Annotated in this window: 12 protein-coding genes, 5 tRNA genes and 1 pseudogene; 2 read left to right on the top strand and 16 right to left on the bottom strand. The window is 48.6% G+C overall.

Annotated elements, in window-relative coordinates; genetic code table 11:
* Positions 1-3: 3 nt before the first annotated feature.
* Entirely contained in the window at positions 4-417 is a 414-nt protein-coding gene (rpsL, locus tag CK797_RS04305; RefSeq protein WP_057805858.1) for a 30S ribosomal protein S12, read from the bottom strand.
* A 253-nt stretch (positions 418-670) separates the two neighbouring features.
* On the opposite strand from rpsL, the gene CK797_RS04300 reads away from it, so the two are divergent.
* Positions 671-1348: an A24 family peptidase gene (locus tag CK797_RS04300; protein WP_104688562.1), complete on the top strand. Its 678-nt coding sequence runs from the start codon at positions 671-673 to the stop codon at positions 1346-1348.
* Positions 1349-1386: 38 nt separating this feature from the next.
* On the opposite strand, the pseudogene CK797_RS04295 reads toward CK797_RS04300, so the two are convergent.
* The 7 genes and pseudogenes from CK797_RS04295 to adhP all read right to left on the bottom strand — a co-directional run bounded on the left by CK797_RS04295 (position 1387) and on the right by adhP (position 15033).
* A pseudogene (locus tag CK797_RS04295) lies at positions 1387-2566 on the bottom strand (ABC transporter permease).
* A gap of 78 nt (positions 2567-2644) precedes the next feature.
* On the bottom strand, positions 2645-6280 hold the full coding sequence (gene rpoC, locus CK797_RS04290) for a DNA-directed RNA polymerase subunit beta' (RefSeq protein ID WP_104688561.1): 3636 nt from the start codon (positions 6278-6280) through the stop codon (positions 2645-2647).
* Between the two features lie 43 nt (positions 6281-6323).
* Positions 6324-9941 (bottom strand): DNA-directed RNA polymerase subunit beta, encoded by a 3618-nt coding sequence (locus CK797_RS04285; protein WP_104688560.1) that lies wholly within the window; start codon positions 9939-9941, stop codon positions 6324-6326.
* A 213-nt stretch (positions 9942-10154) separates the two neighbouring features.
* Entirely contained in the window at positions 10155-10763 is a 609-nt protein-coding gene (locus tag CK797_RS04280; RefSeq protein WP_104688559.1) for a TetR/AcrR family transcriptional regulator, read from the bottom strand.
* A gap of 129 nt (positions 10764-10892) precedes the next feature.
* Positions 10893-13385: an ATP-dependent Clp protease ATP-binding subunit gene (locus CK797_RS04275; protein WP_104688558.1), complete on the bottom strand. Its 2493-nt coding sequence runs from the start codon at positions 13383-13385 to the stop codon at positions 10893-10895.
* A 13-nt stretch (positions 13386-13398) separates the two neighbouring features.
* The gene (locus tag CK797_RS04270) at positions 13399-13866 is read right to left on the bottom strand and encodes a CtsR family transcriptional regulator (protein ID WP_104688667.1); all 468 of its coding nucleotides are present in this window, start codon (positions 13864-13866) and stop codon (positions 13399-13401) included.
* Between the two features lie 144 nt (positions 13867-14010).
* Entirely contained in the window at positions 14011-15033 is a 1023-nt protein-coding gene (adhP, locus tag CK797_RS04265; RefSeq protein WP_104688557.1) for an alcohol dehydrogenase AdhP, read from the bottom strand.
* Between the two features lie 587 nt (positions 15034-15620).
* On the opposite strand from adhP, the gene CK797_RS04260 reads away from it, so the two are divergent.
* On the top strand, positions 15621-16391 hold the full coding sequence (locus CK797_RS04260; protein ID WP_104688556.1) for an SDR family NAD(P)-dependent oxidoreductase: 771 nt from the start codon (positions 15621-15623) through the stop codon (positions 16389-16391).
* Between the two features lie 296 nt (positions 16392-16687).
* Here the strand turns inward: CK797_RS04260 and CK797_RS04255 are convergent, their stop codons facing one another.
* From CK797_RS04255 to CK797_RS04220, 8 genes are all read right to left on the bottom strand, one after another.
* Positions 16688-17539 carry a TrmH family RNA methyltransferase gene (locus CK797_RS04255; protein WP_104688666.1) on the bottom strand — a complete coding sequence of 284 codons (852 nt, stop codon included), beginning with the start codon at positions 17537-17539 and terminating at the stop codon, positions 16688-16690.
* A gap of 75 nt (positions 17540-17614) precedes the next feature.
* Positions 17615-17688: transfer RNA gene (locus CK797_RS04250), tRNA-Pro, on the bottom strand.
* 53 nt (positions 17689-17741) lie between these two features.
* Positions 17742-17815: transfer RNA gene (locus CK797_RS04245), tRNA-Arg, on the bottom strand.
* Positions 17816-17820: 5 nt separating this feature from the next.
* Positions 17821-17892, bottom strand: a tRNA-Gly gene (locus CK797_RS04240).
* Positions 17893-17991: 99 nt separating this feature from the next.
* Positions 17992-18074 (bottom strand) — tRNA-Leu (locus tag CK797_RS04235).
* Positions 18075-18077: 3 nt separating this feature from the next.
* Positions 18078-18150 (bottom strand) — tRNA-Val (locus tag CK797_RS04230).
* 63 nt (positions 18151-18213) lie between these two features.
* Positions 18214-18855: a deoxynucleoside kinase gene (locus CK797_RS04225; RefSeq protein ID WP_104688555.1), complete on the bottom strand. Its 642-nt coding sequence runs from the start codon at positions 18853-18855 to the stop codon at positions 18214-18216.
* Positions 18856-18964: 109 nt separating this feature from the next.
* Positions 18965-20458 carry an amino acid permease gene (locus CK797_RS04220; protein ID WP_104688554.1) on the bottom strand — a complete coding sequence of 498 codons (1494 nt, stop codon included), beginning with the start codon at positions 20456-20458 and terminating at the stop codon, positions 18965-18967.
* Positions 20459-20493: the final 35 nt, after the last annotated feature.

The following is a 20493-nucleotide window of genomic DNA, read 5'->3' as shown; positions in this document are numbered from 1 at the left end:
AAATTACTTCTTAGGCTTCTTAGTACCGTACTTGGACCGTGATTGCATCCGGCCTTCAACACCGGCAGTATCGAGGGTACCACGGATGATGTGGTAACGAACCCCTGGCAAGTCCTTAACACGACCACCACGAATTAAAACAACTGAGTGTTCTTGGAGGTTGTGACCAATACCAGGAATGTAAGCAGTAACTTCGATCAGGTTGGAAAGACGTACACGGGCGTACTTCCGCAGCGCTGAGTTTGGCTTCTTAGGAGTCATGGTACCAACACGGGTAGCAACCCCACGCTTTTGTGGAGCTGGTACCTTAACTTCTTCCTTCTTAAACGTGTTGTAAACATAGCCAAGAGCTGGTGACTTTGACTTGCCCTTGTGGCTCTTACGGCCCTTACGTACCAATTGGTTAATGGTTGGCATAATTTTTCCCCTTCCTTGTTTTAAGTCCACACATCCAGGTGGTTCTTTTTGATGAATAAAAAAATTGCTGGATGGTTATTAGATTGTCGTGCCTTCGTTGACGCAAAAGTCTGCCCAACGACAGACACTCCGTTGCTAAAAAAGCACCTTAAATAGACTATCACGTCCCCAAATGAATGTCAACGTGATCACCAGATTTATTTTGGCGCCAATTACTATAAACCACGTTCGTTTATTATAGGAGGTTTTTGCCATGCTTACCAAGTCATTCACTATTATTCTCACTGTCTGTCTCGCCTCGTTCACTGTCCTTTGCGCCCAGCGCATCGGTAACGATCAGTCTCCCTGGTCGCCGCCGCGTTCCTACTGTGACCGTTGCCACCATCCCCTTGCCTGGTGGCAGCTGATCCCCCTCCTCGGCTGGATCGTTCAGGGCGGGCACTGTCACTTCTGCCGTCAACGCATTGCAGTTTATAATCCCTTATGTGAACTAGCCAGCGGTTTCTTCGCCTGGCGGCTTAGCGACCCTGAACTTTTCCACAGTTTCCTAGTGGTCCTAGTCATCCAAGCCCTCCTCTTCATCGCCAGCTGTGACTACTACCACGGCTACCTGTATCCGCTCAGCTTAATTGCTCTTCTCCCCCTGCCCCTAATTATCCCTAACTGGACCTGGCCAAGTCTAACAACGCTGCTCTCCGATTTGCTCTTCCTCGGCCTGCTCACCATTATGGTCACCCGCTTTCATGGACTCGGTGGCGGGGATGTTCTCTTCATTGCTGTCCTCCTCTTAACGTTTGAGATTGAATCCACAGTTTTGATCATTCTGCTTGCCTGCTTAGGTACCCTCCTCGCCTTTTTCCACAGTCATCAAGAGCGTTTACCCTTTCTGCCGGCTCTTTGTCTAGCCACCCTAATCGTCATCAGCTACTAAAAAAGCCACGGTAAACGTACCGTGACCAATTTCATTACTTATTTAGTTTTATCCCCAACCGGAGTAATCCTCACCAGAAAAAGATTATGACCGAAGCGGGCCAGATTTTCAATATTCTGAAGTAACAGTAACAGCCAGGAGAAAGCTAGGCCGAACTCAAGCAGCTCAAAAGCCGTCAGTGATAGGTAATCACTAAGCTTGAAGACAATGTACTCCAATCCCATCAGCCCCCCCCATGATGTAAGAGAGGGTCAGGAACTGTCGGGTAACCTCCGGCAAGATCCAGCGAACCAGTACGATTAGGATCAGCATGATGTAGACCAGCCACATTGACACCCGGTCATGCAGAACATGAAACTGAGGATCGTTGGGAAAGAGACCAATCGAGGCAATGCAGGCTGACAGCATGTACAGAAGCCAGCGCAGTGTCAGTATCCGCGGTCCCCGGTAGCGTTTCTGCAGGTTGACAAACAGGTAGTCAACCAGGGTCAACATCAACAGGCCCGAGAAGATCAGGGTGATATTGAACTGGAGGCTAGCCGAATTCTCCGCAGTCCCTAAGAAGCTGAAGTTATGCTTCCACCAATTTCGCGATGAGTTAGTTAGCATTGAGAAGAGCATCCCGCCGATAATCATAATCGTTAACAGGTTGGTAACCACACTAGAGGTCAGGGTCATCGCCAAGTTGATCATCACGTAGTTCACCGCGGCAAAGATCACGAAGGCAAAGATTGTCGTCGTGTAGAGATCAAAGCTAGCATTTGTAAACATCTTACCAAGTAGCCAGAAGAAGGCCGAAAAGGAAAAGACCATGATTAATCCACAGGCAATTGCCAGCGGGGGTAGACTCCGCCAATAGAAGTCCTTTGTTGGTCCAGCCTTCTTCACCTTTTCCACAATAAAGGTAGTGATAAAAATTACCAGGCCCGAGATCACCCCAAGAAACATTGATCCGTTGGCTAAGGAGTAGTCACTGCCCGTCAGCGGAATCGGATGAACAGCATTTCGTTGCCGAAAGAAAGCATAAAAGAGCAAAGTGACCACCGCAGCCGGTAGAGCATACCACCAGAAAGCGATCTGCGGTAACTGGTCAATTACTCGTGCCGGCCGAACATCAATCTGCTTGTGATTAACACTCAGGGCCAGCTGGTCTCCCGATTGAAAGTCGGTCTGATCCAGCGCTGCCTCCGGGATTTCAATTTGATATTTTTGGGTCAAGTAAACACCTCATTCACAACAAAAGAGAGGCCGGTAAGCGACTTACCAGCCTCTCTCTTCTTTAACTTATCCACAAGCCTAGTTCTGCTTGTCTTCTTCCTTCATCTTGGCCTCAAGGTCCTTAATGGAGTAAGCAGCAACATTGACTTCCTTCGGCTTTATGTTCCGGTAAGTTGGCATTCCAGTTCCGGCTGGAATGATCTTACCAATGATAACATTTTCCTTCAGACCAACCAGCGGGTCATTCTTACCACGAATAGCAGCGTCGGTAAGAACCCGAGTCGTCTCCTGGAAGGAGGCTGCGGAGAGGAAACTGTTGGTTTCAAGAGCTGCCTTGGTAATCCCAAGGATAACTGGACGGGCAGTTGCCGGAATACCACCAGCATACAGTGTCGGCTTGTTGGCATCACGGAATTGACTGATGTCCATCAATTGACCAGGCAGGAGGTCGGTGTCACCTGGATCCATGACCCGTACCTTCCGCATCATCTGCCGAATCATGATTTCAACGTGCTTATCGAGCAGGTCAATCCCCTGCATCCGGTAAACACCCTGAATTTGAGCCAGCAAGTAAGTTTCTGTGGACAGAACATCCCGAACCCGAATCAGTTCCTTTGGATCGATTGAACCTTCGTTAAGGGCCGTTCCGCGGTGGATGAAATCACCTTCAGCAACCCGCATCCGTGCCGTAATCGGCAGGGTGTAGGTCCGAGTGTCGGTTTCACCCTTAACAGTAACGTCCTTGGTCCGTTCAGCAGGATTTTCTTCGATGGAAACAACTTCACCAGTTACCTCGGTGATTGTTGCCCGACCTTTCGGGTTCCGCGCTTCCACAATTTCTTGCACACGAGGAAGACCCTGAGTGATATCATCGTTGCCGGCAACCCCACCAGTGTGGAAGTTCCGCAGGGTCAGCTGGGTACCTGGTTCACCAATTGATTGAGCGGCAACCGTCCCCACGGCTTCACCGGCTTCTACCCGGTCACCAGTAGCGGCGTTCCGGCCATAGCAGCGTTCACAAACACCATGTTCGGTGTTGCAAGTGAAGGCAGAGCGAATTGTTACCTTCTTAACCCCAGCGTCAACAATCTTCTGGGCCATATCTTCGTCAATCAGAACATTCTTGCCGACAATCTTCTCGCCGGTCTTTGGATCGAAAACAGACTTCATCGTGTAGCGACCCATGATCCGATCATACAGTGGTTCGATCATTTCGTTACCATTAGTGATGGCGGTAACTTCAAGGCCACGGTCAGTGCCACAGTCCTTCTCACGAACAACAACGTCCTGGGCAACATCGACCAGCCGCCGGGTTAAGTAACCTGAGTTGGCAGTCTTCAAGGCGGTATCAGTCATCCCCTTACGAGCACCGTGAGAGGACAGGAACATTTCCAGAACAGACAGTCCTTCGTAGAAGTTGGACAGAACTGGCAGCTCCATAATCTTACCGTTTGGTGAGGCCATCAAACCACGCATCCCGGCTAGCTGGGTAAAGTTAGAAATGTTACCACGCGCACCAGAGTCAGACATCATGTTGATTGGGTTGTGGATATCCATGTGCTCAATCAGCTTGTTCTGCACTTCATCTTTGGCGTCGTTCCAGGCAGCAATAACCCGTTCGTACCGTTCATCGTCCGTGATCAGACCACGACGGAATTGCTTTGTGATCAGGGCCACCTGCTTACGGGCATCCTTGATGATCTCTGGCTTTTCTGGCAAATCATGAATATCAGACATAGCCGTAGTCAGGCCGGAAATAGTAGATTCGTAGTAACCAAGATCCTTGATCCGGTCCAAGAACTGAGAAGTCTTAGTAACCTTGTACTGCTTGTAAACTTCGGCAATCAAGTCGGACAGGAAGCCCTTCTTGAATGGTGGAACCAGTGGTGCATTTTCGAGGTATTCATGAATGTCTTCACCAGGTTCGAGGAAGAACTTGTCGTCGACCCCTTCGTGAATATTAGCATCGGTTGGCTCATTAATGTAGGCAAAGTCCTTTGGCATGATCCGGTTGAAAAGGAGCTTACCAACAGAAGTTACCATGATCCGACCACGTTGTTCGTCGGTAAATGGCTTGTCAGGGAATGATGAAACCTGAACACCAACCCGAGTCTGCAGGGAAACGTAACCATTCTTGTAGGCCATTTCAGCTTCGTCGGTATCCTTGAAGATCATTCCTTCGCCCTCACGACCCTTATCTTCGGTGGTCATGTAGTAATTACCGATAACCATATCCTGTGATGGTGACACGATTGGTTCACCGTCACGAGGACTCAGAATATGGTGAGCAGCCAGCATCAGCAAACGGGCCTCGGCCTGAGCTTCATCAGACAATGGCACGTGGATGGCCATCTGGTCACCATCGAAGTCGGCGTTGTAGGCGGTACATACCAATGGGTGTAGACGCATGGACTTCCCGGAAACTAGAATTGGTTCGAAGGCTTGAATACCAAGTCGGTGCAAGGTAGGTGCCCGGTTCAGCAACACTGGGTGTTCCTTAATAACGTCTTCCAATACATCGAAGACATCATCGTCACGCCGATCAATCTTGCGCTTGGCTGCCTTGACGTTGGCGGACAGCCCCCGCTTAACCAGTTCGTGCATGATGAATGGCTTGAACAGTTCAAGAGCCATTGGTACTGGCAGCCCCATCTGGTTCATCTTCAGAGATGGACCGACATCAATAACGGAACGACCAGAGTAGTCGACACGCTTACCGAGCAAGTTCTGACGGAACCGCCCCTGCTTACCCTTGAGCAGGTGGGATAGGGACTTCAGCGGACGGTTACCAGGACCGGCAACCGGACGACCCCGCCGACCGTTATCGATCAGGGCATCGACGGCTTCCTGCAGCATCCGCTTTTCGTTTTGCACAATGATGCCAGGAGCCTGCAGCTTAAGCAGCCGCTTTAATCGGTTATTCCGGTTAATAACCCGCCGGTAAAGATCGTTTAGGTCAGAAGTTGCGAAACGACCACCTTCCAGTTGAACCATTGGCCGCAGATCAGGCGGCATAACTGGAATAACATCCATGACCATCCATTCTGGCTTGTTGCCAGACTTAATGAAGGCTTCCAGGATGTCCAGGCGCCGAATAGCCCGAGTCCGCTTTTGACCAGTGGCTTCCTTTAATTCTTCCTTAAGTTCCTTAGCTTCTTTCTCCAGATCCACGTCAGCGAGCAGCTTCTTGATAGCTGCGGCACCCATCTCAGCGGTGAACCGGTTGCCAAATTCAGCTTTCTTGTCACGGTATTCGGCTTCAGAGAGCAGTTGCTTCTTCTCCAGCGGGGTATCACCAGGATCAAGTACTACGTAGGAAGCAAAGTAGATAACTTCTTCCAGGGAGCGTGGACTCATGTCCAGAACCAGGCCCATCCGGCTTGGGATCCCCTTGAAGTACCAGATGTGGGAAACGGGAGCGGCCAGCTCAATGTGGCCCATCCGTTCACGACGAACCTTGGAACTGGTAACTTCGACGCCACACCGGTCACAAATCCGACCCTTGTAACGAATCCGCTTGTACTTTCCACAAGCACACTCGTAGTCCTTAGTTGGGCCAAAGATTCGTTCATCAAACAGACCCTGCTTCTCCGGCTTCAAGGTCCGGTAGTTGATTGTCTCCGGCTTCTTTACCTCACCGTAAGACCAGCTACGGATCTTGTCTGGAGATGCCAGACCGATCTGCATGCTTTCAAATTTATTGACATCAATCAAAGGATGTTCCTCCTTATTTCAGTAAATCTTAGTTGAAGAACGATTAATCTTGCTTGGTTTTATCTTCAGTCGTTGATGCAGATGTGGTCTTCGAAGCCGAATCTTTCTTCTTATCATTGCTGGTGTTGTGCTGCTCAGCATACTTGGCCAAGGCGTCAACACTGACAACTTCGGAGTCATCTTCATCCATGTTCTTTAATTGAACTTCTTGGTGGTGACCATCGAGGACCTTCATATCAAGACCCAGGGCCTGGAGTTCCTTAACAAGAACCCGGAACGATTCAGGAACACCCGGCTTTGGAATTGGCTGACCATTGATGATGGCATCGTAGGTCCGAACACGACCAACCGTGTCATCAGACTTGTAAGTCAGAATTTCCTGCAGGGTGTAAGCCGCACCATAAGCTTCGAGGGCCCAAACTTCCATTTCACCAAACCGCTGACCACCGAATTGGGCTTTACCACCCAGTGGCTGTTGGGTAACCAGTGAGTAAGGACCAGTTGACCGGGCGTGAATCTTATCATCAACCATGTGAGCCAACTTCAGGTAGTGCATGGAACCAACGGCGATCCGATTTTCAAATGGTTCACCAGTCCGACCGTCATAGAGAATGGTCTTACCATCTTCTGGAAAACCAGATTCCCGAACGGCGTCCCAGACATCCTTGTCAGAAGCCCCATCAAAGACTGGCGTTGCCATGTGAATTCCAAGCCGCTTAGCAGCCATCCCCAGGTGCAATTCAAGCAGCTGGCCGATGTTCATACGACTTGGCACACCCATTGGACTCAGCATGATATCAATTGGTGTTCCATCTGGCATGTATGGCATATCTTCTTCAGGAATAACAATGGAAACAGTACCCTTGTTACCATGACGACCAGACATCTTGTCACCAACCTGAATCTTCCGCTTTTGAGCGATGTAGACCCGAACCATGGTGTTGACACCTGGTGACAGTTCGTCCCCGTTTTCACGGGTAAATACCTTAACGTCCTGGATAATTCCGCCGCCACCGTGAGGAACCCGCAGTGAGGTGTCACGAACTTCACGGGACTTTTCACCGAAGATGGCGTGCAGAAGCCGTTCTTCGGCAGATAGTTCAGTCATTCCCTTCGGCGTAACCTTACCAACCAGGATGTCGCCGTCGTGAACTTCAGCACCAACCCGAACGATCCCGTTTTCATCAAGATCCTTCAGGGCGTCGTCACCGACGTTTGGAATTTCCCGGGTCATCTCTTCTGGTCCAAGCTTGGTTTCCCGCGCTTCGGACTCGTAGGATTCGATGTGAATGGACGTGTAGACATCATCCTTGACCAAGCGCTCGTTGATAGCAATGGCATCTTCGAAGTTGTAACCCTGCCAAGTCATGAAGGCAATCAGTGGATTCTGACCAAGGGCCAATTCTCCCTGCTCCATTGATGGACCATCGGCTAGAACATCGTCAGCGTCAACGTGTTCGCCGACCTTGACGATTGGCCGCTGGTTATAGTTCTTACCACCGTTAGAACGACGGAACTTCATCAGCTTGTATGTATCAAGTGTGCCGTCATCTTCGCGAACTCGAACCTCACGAGCGTCAACGTATTCCACGGTCCCGGCCTTCTTGGCAATCATAGCAACCCCGGAGTCGTGCGCAGCCTTGTAGTCAATTCCGGTACTTACCAGCGGAGCGTGTGGGTTAAGCAACGGTACGGCTTGCCGCTGCATGTTAGCACCCATTAAGGCACGGTTAGAGTCATCGTTTTCAAGGAATGGAATACATGCGGAAGCGACGGAGACAACTTGTTTTGGTGAAACGTCCATGTAATCGACGTTCTCAACACTAGTTTCAACGTATTCATCCTTGTCACGAGCCATAACCTCATCATCAACGAATGAACCATCGTCATTCAGCGGTGAGTTGGCTTGGGCAATCACAAAGTTATCTTCTTCGTCGGCTGTCAGGTAGTCGATCTTATCAGTAACCTTGTGGGTCTTCCAGGAAACCCGCCGGTATGGCGTTTCAATGAAACCATACTTGTTAACACGGGCATAGGAAGACAGACTGTTAATCAGACCAATGTTTGGTCCTTCTGGCGTTTCAATTGGGCACATCCGGCCGTAGTGGGTATAGTGCACGTCCCGGACTTCATAACCAGCCCGATCACGCGTCAAACCACCAGGACCAAGGGCAGACAGACGCCGCTTGTGGGTCAGCTCACCCAGTGGGTTAGTTTGGTCCATGAATTGCGATAGCTGAGATGAACCAAAGAATTCCTTGATTGAAGCAACCACCGGCCGAATGTTGATCAATTGTTGCGGGGTTACGGTGTCAGGATCTTGAATTGACATCCGTTCACGAACCACCCGTTCCATCCGGGCCAGACCGATCCGGAATTGGTTTTGCAACAACTCACCGACAGAACGAATCCGCCGGTTACCCAAGTGATCAATATCATCAGTTGAACCAATACCCTCTTGAAGGTTGAAGAAGTAGTTCAGAGAAGCCAGGATATCAGCTGGCTCAATGTGCTTGTATTCCAATGGAATGTGGCCGTTACCAATGATTGGCACGACCCGTTCTGGGTCCTTCTTGGAGTATACCAGGATCTTCTGAAGCTTAACGGGTTCCGTAACTACGGCTTCGTCGGATGGCGTGTAGGTAACCATCTTAAAGTCGTCACGGTCCAGGTACGGTTCAAGCTTCTTGAGGACTTCCTTGGTAACCGTGTCACCCTTTTGAGCCAATACTTCACCGGTATCAGGATCGGCTAAGGTTTCAGCCAGCGTCTCTCCGAGCAGGCGGTACTTGAGCATCAGCTTCTTGTTGGTCTTGTAACGGCCAACCGGTGCCATGTCGTAACGTTTTGGATCAAAGAAGCGGGCAGTCAGCAAGTTCCGTGCGGAATCGGCGGTCTTTGGTTCACCTGGACGTAAACGTTCGTAAATGTCCTTCAATGCCTCTTCAACACGGGAATCTTCGGCGTTCTTGTGAACATCCTTATCTAACGTCAAAGACAGGGTCTCACTATCGCCACCGAACATATCAATGATTTCATCGTCGGAACCAAAGCCCAATGCCCGAACCAATTCGGTCATTGGTAGCTTCCGGGTCCGGTCAATCCGGACGTAGGAAACATTCTTGGCGTCGGTTTCATATTCCAGCCAAGCACCACGGTTAGGAATAAAGGTAGCACCGTAGCTTGGCCGACCATTCTTGTCAGTTTCTTCATTATAGTAGACACCAGGGGAACGAACCAATTGGGAAACAATTACCCGCTCAGCCCCGTTGATAATGAAAGTCCCCTGATCAGTCATCAGTGGGAAGTCGCCGAAGAAAACATCCTGCGACTTGATCTCACCAGTTTCGTGGTTGGTTAACCGTAAAGTAACGTGCAATGGTGCTGAGTAGTTAGCATCGTGTTCACGTGCTTCATCAACAGTGTACTTAGGTTCTAAAAGTTGATAGTCAACGAATTCCAAGGAAAGCTTACCCTGGAAGTCATCAATTGGCATAATGTCATCAAACATTTCCCGCAACCCTTTGTCCATAAACCAATTGTAGGAATTGGTCTGGATCTCAATCAGGTTAGGCAACTCGAGAACTTCTTTAATCCGGGAGTAACTACGACGGGTACGGTGCTTACCGTATTTTACTAAATGTCCGGCCAAACTGTTCACCTCTCTAATTTGTTGGGTGAGTCATTTCCAAATGTTACATTTTGGTTACAATTACCTCAAAATGCAACTTTTGGGCAAAAAAAATCCAAAAACAGTTGGAAACTGTCTTTGGTTTTATTGCAGGACCTGATGGACAATAGATCACCAGAACCAAATGAACTCACAAATTACATACTACAATAGTATAAGTTCTAAATATTAACTTGTCAAGGGTTAAATAATTTCTTCCTTAGGTGTCCGCTTTAGGCCATTAACGATACAATCAATGATCAACTTAGTCCGTTGGTCATTGGTAATGGCCTGACCACCGATCACCTGGTAGGTACCAAAGACTGGCGTCAGACTGGCCAAAAATAATTCTGCTGCTTCCTTTGGCAGAAGATCCGCCCGCAGGTTAAACTCAGGCTGCTTAAAGTATTCACCAATCGGAATCAAGTAGTCCATTACGAAGATCATATTGAATTTCCGCTGGGCACTCTTGGAAAGCAGCTGCATAGCCTGGTTATACTGGTCGTAAATGCTGATTGGGTGATGTTTCTTCAAAACCTTAACGATTTCGAAGAGCTGCTCCTCCGGTGATAACTTATGCTTGCGCAGGACCTTGTTGATGTCCGCACGTACTTTCCCAGAAAAATCCGTCATCACACTCAAAAAGAGCACCTCTTTGTCGCTGAAGTGGTGGTACAGTGCTGGTTGGGTGATTCCAATCTCTTTTGCAATGTCTCTGGTCGATGTTTGGGCAAACCCCTTTTGCAAGAAGAGACGCGTTGCTGTCCGTAGAATCGCGGCCCGTGTCTTTTCAAGCTGCTCCGTTCGTTTCATTTGAATTGACATCCTCCTCAAAAATCACTTTTATCAATATTATATTACCAGCCAACGTTACTTAACAACGGTTTCATAAGTTCATCATAAATTAGGAGCTGGCTCATCACAGAGACAGCTCCTAATCTATTACTTATTCATCTTAACCAAGATAGGCTTAGTCGTGTTAGCATTCTTGATCTTCATCGTCAGCTGGCCACGGTGAGCGCCAATGGTGACGTCATCGCCAACCTTGATCTGGCCGTCCAACAGAGCCGTGCTGAGGCTATCCTCAACATGGTCCTGGAGCGCCCGCCGCAGTGGCCGGGCTCCATAAGCAGGATTGTACCCGATCTTGGCAATCTCGTCAATTGCGGCCGGTGTAATTTTCAGATTAATACCCTGCTCGGCGATCCGAGCACTCAGCTCACCAGCCATTAACTTAACAATCTGATGCAACTCTTTCTTGTTGAGGGAGTGGAAAATGATTGTCTCATCAATCCGGTTAAGAAACTCAGGCCGGAAGTGCAGCTTCAACTGCTGCTTAATAGCCGCTGCCATGGCATTGTAATCACTACTCAAGTCCTTAGCCCCGAAGCCAACTGCCTTTTCATCCTGAAGCTGGGTAGCTCCCAGGTTGGAGGTCATGATAATGATCGTATTTCGAAAATCAACCTTACGCCCCTTCGCATCGGTCAAGTAGCCATCGTCAAGCACCTGAAGAAGGAGGTTGAAGACGTCGGGATGTGCCTTCTCAGCCTCATCCAACAGAACTACCGAATATGGATGCTGACGAACTTTCTCAGTCAGCTGTCCACCCTCGTCATAGCCGACGTATCCCGGAGCAGCTCCAATCAACCGACTGGTGCTGTACTTCTCCATGTATTCAGACATATCGATCCGAATCATGTTGCCTTCGGAGCCAAACATGGCCTCGGCCAAGGCCTTAGCAAGTTCGGTCTTCCCGACCCCAGTTGGTCCTAGGAACATAAAGGAGCCGATTGGCCGGTTCGGGTCCTTGAGCCCACTGCGAGCCCGCCGGATAGCCTTAGCCACGGCAGCAACTGCCTCCTCTTGGCCAATAACCCGCCGGTGAAGAACCCGCTCAAGGTTAACCAAACGTTCACTCTCACTCTTTTTCAACTGGGTTAGCGGCACCCCGGTCCATTCGGCCACTACCTTAGCGACGTCTTCACCAGTAACCTTCAGATGATAGTTACCCTTGGTATTCTTCTTTGAAGCCATCTTCTTCTGCTGACGATCCAATTCAGCTTTCAGTGTCAGCTCATCTTGGCGAAGTTGAGCAGCCCGATCGAAGTTTTGGTTCTCAATCGCTGTCTCCTTAGCCGCACGCAGATCGTCCAGCTTACTCTGAAGAGATGGCTGCCGATCCCGCTTCTCCTCAGCATCAATCCGAACCATTGCCGCTGATTCGTCCATCAGGTCAATAGCCTTATCAGGCAAGAAACGATCTGTAATGTAGCGATCAGATAGCTTGACCGCCTGTTTCAAGGCGTCATCCGTAATTTTAGCATGGTGGTGGGCCTCATACTTCGGCCGCAACCCCTTCAAGATATGCAGGGTCGCCTCAGAAGATGGTTCATCCACCTGAACGGTCGCAAACCGCCGCTCCAGGGCCGCGTCGGACTCGATGTATTTCTGATACTCATCCAGTGTAGTAGCCCCGATCGTCTGCAACTCACCCCGAGCCAGGGCCGGCTTCAAGATATTGGAGGCATCAATAGCCCCTTCAGCCCCACCAGCCCCGATCAGAGTGTGAAGTTCGTCAATAAAGAGAATAACGTGGCCGTCGTTTTGAATCTCTTCGATAACCTTCTTTAATCGGTTTTCAAATTCACCACGATACTTGGTGCCAGCTACCAAGGATCCCATATCAAGGACCATCAGTCGTTTATTAGCTAATTCCGCGGGAACCGTCCCAGCAATCATCCGTTGAGCCAGGCCCTCGACGATCGCCGTCTTCCCAACCCCGGGTTCACCAATTAGAACGGGGTTGTTTTTCGTCCGTCTACTCAGAATCTGAACAACACGTTTGATTTCCTTGTCCCGGCCGACAACTGGATCAAGTCGGTTGGTTCGGGCCAACTGGGTCATGTCACGAGCCAGTTTATCCAGAGTTGGCGTCCCAGATGGCTGGGTACCATTACCTTTCTGACTAGCCTGCTGGACCTGGCTCTCAGCGATCCCAAGCCGACGTAGGGTAACTTTGCGAACCTGTCGTGGCAAGACATCAAGACTGAACAGGATCCGGGATGAAAGCACTCCTTCATCAGCAATCAGAGCAAGAAGTAAGTGTTCTGTTCCAATCTTTAAAGCGTGCATCTGTTGAGCTTCACGACCCGCTAAAGCCAGGACCTGCTTGGCTTTTGGTGAGTACGGCAGGTAATCAGCCGGCCCAAGGTCATCCATCGTTCCATACCCAATCAGTCGCTCGATCTCCTCCCGAATATCGTCACTCGTGATTGAGAACTGCTCGAAGATCTTGTTGGCAATCCCGTCCTTATCCATTGACAGGGCCAGCAGAAGGTGTTCGGTCCCCACGGCCTGGTGCTTAAAGTACTTTGCCTGTTCGTGAGCAATTGCTAAAACGTGCTTAGCGCTGGGTGTAAACATGTTATCCATCTGCAATCATCCTCTAACTTTCATACCGTAATCGATTAAGAAATGAAACTAAAATCCGTGCACGAAGTTTATTTTCCGTATTAGTATCATCAACTGCTAATGTCTGCTTTGATAGTGCCACCAGCATTAAGTCACCCTCACGTTGTGAAATCACCTTCTCATTGTAAAGCGTTTGAATAATCGCAAACGCATCCCGCTCACGGATTGAATCGCCAATTGCCTGGACCAGTGAGTCTAACACATCCACGTCACCAAGTAAATTAACGCGCTCAATGCGGATGTAACCACCACCACCCCGCTTGCTCTGGACGAGGTAGCCATTCTGGATAGTAAACCGGGTCTTAATCACATAGTTAATTTGTGATGGAACAACGTTAAAATGATCGGCAATTTCAGAACGACGGATTTCAATTTGGGTATCGTCGCCAAAGATTTCCTTAAGGTATGCTTCAATAACATCCGAAATACTTCGGTTCTCCATTTCATCGCCCTCCATCATCTGACTAATCTTGACCATTATTTTACCATATTTTGCCGAGTTCTGCCCGAATAACGCCTTAAACGAAAAAACTACAAGGAATAACGTTATTCCTTGTAGTTCTATGTATTATTAAATTGAATTTAGTTAGTCTTCGAGGCTGAAGTCAACAACATTCCGGCCAACAACCTTGTTGTCCTTGAGCTCTTGGATCATGTCGTTAATTTCGGAAAGCTTCCGTGTGTGAACGATTGGGTGAACCTTACCTTCTGCACCGAATTGGAAGCATTCTGCTAAGTCTTGACGGGTACCAACTAGGGAACCGGCAACGATAATCCCATCAAGAACCGTCTTAGCGATGTTTAGCTTCATGTCACCTTGTGGAAGGGCAACAGCAACTAAGCGACCATCTGGGCGAAGGGAGTTAACGGCTTGGTCAAAGGCAGCAGTTGTAACAGCTGTAACAACTGCGGCATGAACACCGCCAACCTTTTCTTGGATCTGTTGATCAACATTATCATCATGACGGTTGATGCAGATTTCAGCACCATTTTCCTTGGCAGCCTTCAGCTTGTCCTCATTACCATCAACGGCAATAACGTGGGCACCAAAGACATTGTGGGCAAACTGGATACCGAGGTTACCAAGACCACCGGCACCAACAATTGATACCCATTGACCAGGCTTAATATCAGCAACCTTCAATGCCTTGTACATCGTAACACCAGCACAGGTTAGTGAGGTAGCTTCAACAGGATCCAATCCTTCTGGAACCTTAACGGCGTAGTCTGCTGGAACGATGCACTGTTGAGCCATGGCACCATCAGCGGTGTAACCAGCGTTCAGAACGTTACGGCAAAGGGTTTCACGACCGGTCAGGCAGTACTCACAGTGGCCACAGCCCTTGAAGAACCAAGCGATTGATACCCGGTCCCCAACCTTCAATGAGGTAACACCAGGGGCAACCTTAGATACACGGCCTACCCCTTCGTGACCAATAATCCGGCCAGGCTTCTTGCCGAAGTCACCGGCAGCACAGTGAAGGTCAGTGTGGCAAAGACCACAGTATTCCATGTCAACCAATGCTTCGCCTGGCTTAAGGTCACGAAGCTTAACATCCTTAACAGTAACGTATCCATCTACTGGATCATTGATAACAGCAGCTTTCATAAGGTAAGATCTCCTTCTCAAAGACATGTTATATTTTTCACAATTATTATAATAGCAGAACACCCTCGGTTTTTAAAGGCCATTTTGCAAAAAAATCATTAATGAAAGCGAACCATTTATGATTAAATTGGCAATGACAGCGTTATGACTGGAATCAAGCAAAGCAAACCAATTATAAAAAATAAATCGTATTACTAACTAAAAGTAACAAAATTGTGAGCACTTCACAATTTTGTTATTTCTTTAAGAGCATAGATTAGACGCCGGAATACCCGATCATTCGTCATGTTTCTCGTCTGCATATTCTGCAGAAACATAGTGCCATCTAAGATGGACGATCTCGATTAAGCTTCAGCCATAAACAGACTCTTTAATATAAAGCAAGGGTAACCCTATGTAGATCTTCAGCCGACGATTTAGTAACCTGCATTTAATGTTGAAGTACCCAGTATTACCATTTAGGGTTTGCTTATGTCCCTGTAATAATTTTAATCTTTCGGTAACTTAAATTTAATTGCTCTCGATCTGGTTTTGTTGATATTATGTAACTGATATTTTGTTAGAAAAGATTAAGGGAGTTATTACCTATGTCAAAACGACTAATTGATAAAGTAGCACTGATCACTGGGGCAGCCAGCGGCCAAGGGGCAGCCGAAACGGCACTGTTCGTTAAAGAAGGTGCGAAAGTAATCGCAACTGACGTCAACATTAAACTGCTCAACCAGCATGTAGACGCCCTGCGGGAACAACACGGTGACGTGATTCTGCCGCTAAAGTTAGACGTCACCCAGGAGAAACAGTGGGTCGATGCTATCGCTAAGGGGATTGCAAAATTTGGCAAGATTGACGTTCTGGTCAACAACGCCGGGATCGGGGTTACCGATAAAACGTCCGGTTTGACCGACTCCACAATTGCCGATTGGCGGCGGTTTATGGACACCAACGCCATGGCCCACTTTCTAGGGATGAAGCACGTCGTCCCTGAAATGAAGAAGAACGGCGGCGGGTCAATCATCAACATCTCCTCCCTTGCCAGTGTCCAGGGAATCGCCGGTGCATCCCCCTACACCGCTTCTAAGGGGGCCTCACGAGCATTTACCAAGGGAGCAGCCCGTGACCTTGGCAAGTATAACATCCGCGTCAATTCCGTCCTGCCCGGCTGGATCGTTACGCCGATGATGCAAGCCTTCACTCTCAATAAGCCGCTACTCGATTCGCTGATCAATGGAATTCCACTCGGCCACCTTGGTGATCCCGAGGACGTTGCCTACCCGGTTCTCTTCCTCGCCAGCGATGAGGCCAAGTATGTTAATGGTGCTGAGCTGATTGTTGACGGCGGCCAGTCCGTCCGTGGTTAAATTAATATTAGCTATTTTGCCTTCGCTGACCAGTCTATCGACTTGTTAGCGAAGGCTCTTTAATCATTATAATCTAATAATTGTTATCATCCTGCTCTGGCAATAACTGAGTGAGTCGGGTCCCACCGCACTTCTGGACGCTTAACTCTCCAAAACCTGTGCATGCTAAGAAGCGCCAGTCCCCATCCATTGCCATTGACTAAAATCAATTTAAAATTACAAATCCGTCTGTCACCACAATGGCTGCCAGACGGGTTTTTGATTCAAGAACTTTTATGGCACGTCAGTATCACTACTTACCGGTTCCCTAGCTCCCAAAAGGCCAAGGCCGAGGCTGCAGCAACATTCAGGGAATCAACACCGGGAGCCATTGGAATCTTAATCGTAAAATCACTCTGGACAATCGTGGACTCCCTTAGACCTGGGCCTTCCGCGCCAAGGATAATGGCCAACTTATCCACCCTATTTAGCCGTGGATCATCAATACTGACGGTGTTATGACGCAGGGCCATCGCCGCTGTCTGGTAACCTAGCTGGTGAAGGAGGGTGATTCCATCGTTCTGCCAGCTTTTGGCATCGATATAGGTCCATGGTACTTGGAAGACAGTTCCCATCGCCACTCGCGAGGACCGCCGATAAAGCGGGTCTGCGGAATCGCTCGTTACAACCACACCATCGATCCCCAAAGCAGCTGCAGAACGAAAGATCGCCCCGATGTTGGCCGGATTAACCACGCTTTCCAAGATCGCAATTCGCGGGTGACTAGTTGGCAGGGTGGTCAAGAAATCTGTAAGGCGGGGCCGGCTTATCCGATACATTGCGGCAAGTGCTCCCCTTAAAAGATTATAGCCAGGCAGTTGTCGGACTAAGTCGCTGTTAGCAACATAGATCGGCGTATGGCCTAATCCAGCAGTTTTGTTAACGGCCATTTCATGATCCAAGTCTGCCAGGTCACGTTCCAAGAACTTTTCTTCTACCATCAGTGAAGCTGGGCGGTACCCTGCCCGCAAAGCACGTTCAATCACCTTAGGGCTTTCCGCAATAAACAGACCCGGCTTTAAAGCGTGCGAAAGCTGGGCTTCATTAAGCCGTACGTAAGGATCCAAAGCAGCATCATCCAGGTCAGTAAGATAAATCAAGTTGTGCATCATGCACCTACCCTTTTACAATAAAATTAAAGAAGCCCATTGCAGCAATGATTACTGCAATGGGCTTCTTAGCAGTCGGAAATACAAGATTCGAACTTGCGACCTCTGCGTCCCGAACGCAGCGCTCTACCAAGCTGAGCTAATTTCCGAAAAAAATAAGCGCCACACCCATCTCAACGAGATAACTGTCACGCTTTAATGATGCACCCAGAAGGAGTCGAACCTTCAACCTTCTGATTCGTAGTCAGACACTCTATCCAATTGCGCTATGGGTGCATAAGAGCGGAAGACGGGATTCGAACCCGCGACCCCCACCATGGCAAGGTGATGTTCTACCACTGAACTACTTCCGCATATTTAAGTTTTTGACACGTTCCGTATCAACAGTTATAAACTATACATGATAAATCAGACATTGTCAACAGCTTTTTACAAATAGATGTAAAGCCGTATGCGGACGGAGGGACTTGAACCCTCACATCAAAAAGATACAAGATCCTAAATCTTGCGCGTCTGCCAATTCCGCCACATCCGCATATGGAGGATACAGGGCTCGAACCTGTGACCCTCTGCTTGTAAGGCAGATGCTCTCCCAACTGAGCTAATCCTCCAAAAATTAAACTGAAACAAATCAGCTTAATTAATATAACATCATTCTAATATATCGTCAAGGGCTACTTGAGATTTAATTCTTCCAGCTTCCGATCAATCATCCCCAGTACCTGTTGGGCAGCCTGATCATCCTCGACAAAGTCATACTTATCGCCATCAATCAGCATCTTCGGACTCTCATCATATTGCTCATACCAATCGACATAGCGTTCGTTCAGATTTTTGTAGTAGCTATACAAGGATGGGTCATTAGCGATCTGTTCATACGAGCGACCCCGCTTCTTAATCCGCTTCAGCATGGTATCAAAGGAAACCTGAATGGTAATCAGCAGGTTAGGTGCCTTTTGGTGAACCTGGTCTGGCAGCTCCTCCATCATATTACTTAACAATGATGAATAGATATCTGACTCGGTCTCAGTGGCTCGCCCCATGTCAGCATTCAATTTAAACAGAAGGGCATCTTCAAAGATTGACCGGTCTAAGACGTTCAGGTCATTGCCGTAAGAGGCCTTGATCTCATCCAAGCGCTTGTTTAGGAAGTAGATCTGCAGGAGGAAGCCGTACTTTTTCGGGTCCTTATAGAAAAGTGGCAGAATTTTATTCCCCTCAACTGATTCGTAGAAGGCTTGGCTGTTCAGGTGGTCGGCTAAGAGTTGCGTCAAGCTGGTCTTCCCAGCACCAATTGTTCCGGCTAAAGCAATCATTAATAACGTTCCCTTTCTTAAATTAGAGTCTTAAAAATTTCACGATTACAATTTTAACACTAAAAAACAAAATGGCCACCCGAAAGTGACCATATTTTGTGGTTAATATTTATTTATCCTCATCATCTGGTGCCACATAGCGTTCACCCTTTGTACTTGGTGATAGGTCAACCTTGTCCAATGGGATGACGTGAGTCTTGTAACGAACTTTATAGTAGATGAACAAGATCAAGAAGATTGGCACACTCATGTAGGAAATGGCAATGTTCTGCCAGTCCCACTTGATAAATGCATCAACATTCTGCCCACAGATCACGATAAAGCAGAGGATAAAGGCAAAGATCGGCCCGAATGGGAAGAAGGATGACCTATACTTCAGATCGTTGAGGTCACGCCCCTGACTGACATAGGCCCGCCGGAACCGCCAGTGAGAGGCGGCAATTCCGAGCCAGGCGATAAACCCGCACAACCCTGAAGCACTGATCAGGTAATTATATGCCTGGGGACCGATGAACTGGGTCAGGTAGATCAGCGTTGAGACCAGCATAGTCCCAAGCAGGGCATAGATTGGGATCCCCCGTCTGTTGACGTAGCCGAAGAAACGCCATGCGTATCCTTCACGTGCCTGGGAGAAAAGCATTCGCGTTGAGGCATATAGGCCGGAGTTAGCGGAGGAAACCACCGCCGTCAGGATCACCGCGTTCATAACACTGGCAGCAACAGCCAGGCCGGCACGCTTGAAGACGATGGTAAACGGACTCATCGTGATATTAGAGACATCTTGATTCAACAGGTTCTTGTCAGTGTACGGCAGGATACATGCAATCACGAAAATTGTACAAATATAGAAGATCAGAATTCGCCAGAAGGTAGAGTGAATGGCTTTAGAAACTGAAACCTCTGGTGTGGCCGCCTCACCGGCCGTGATTCCAACCAGCTCAGTCCCTTGAAAGGAGAATCCAGCAATTAGGAAGATACTAATGATAGCCGGAATACCACCGACAAACGGCGCTTTCTTGTAGTGGAAATTGCTGACTCCCACAGCGTGACCACCCATGATCCCAAAAATGATTGCCACCCCGACAATCAGGAAGACGACCACGGTTATGATCTTAACTAGGGCCAGCCAATACTCTGTTTCACCGTAGGAACGGACAGAAAGATAATTGATCAAGAAGATCAAGGCCAAGACGGTAACACTGAAGATCCATTGCGGAACCGATGGCAGCCAGTAGTTCATAATGATCCCCGCCGTCGTTGCCTCCACAGGGATGGTGACGGCCCAATTCAGCCAGTAGTTCCACCCCATGGCAAAGCCGAGTGCTGGATCGATAAACTTGGTAGCATAGGCTGAAAAGGATCCGGTCAGTGGCATGTAGGTCGCCATCTCACCAAGGCTGGTCATTAGGAAGTAGACCATCATTCCCATTACGACGTAGGCAACGAGGGCTCCACCGGGTCCGGCGGTCGAGATCGCTTCACCACTGGTGATAAAGAGTCCGGTCCCAATCGTCCCACCGAGAGCAATCATTGAGAGGTGACGCGTCTTCAGTGACCGTTTAATATGGCCGCTGGTACCGTCACTGTGACTTGTTTCTGCCATGTAACTCATTCCTCCAAATAGTAAATAAAAAAGTC

Origin of the sequence: Limosilactobacillus pontis (genome assembly GCF_002940945.1) — a bacterium.
GTDB classification, from domain to species: Bacteria; Bacillota; Bacilli; order Lactobacillales; family Lactobacillaceae; genus Limosilactobacillus; species Limosilactobacillus pontis_A.
The sequence above is the reverse complement of the archived record's forward strand: the minus strand, read 5'-3'. Positions and strand labels throughout refer to the sequence as shown.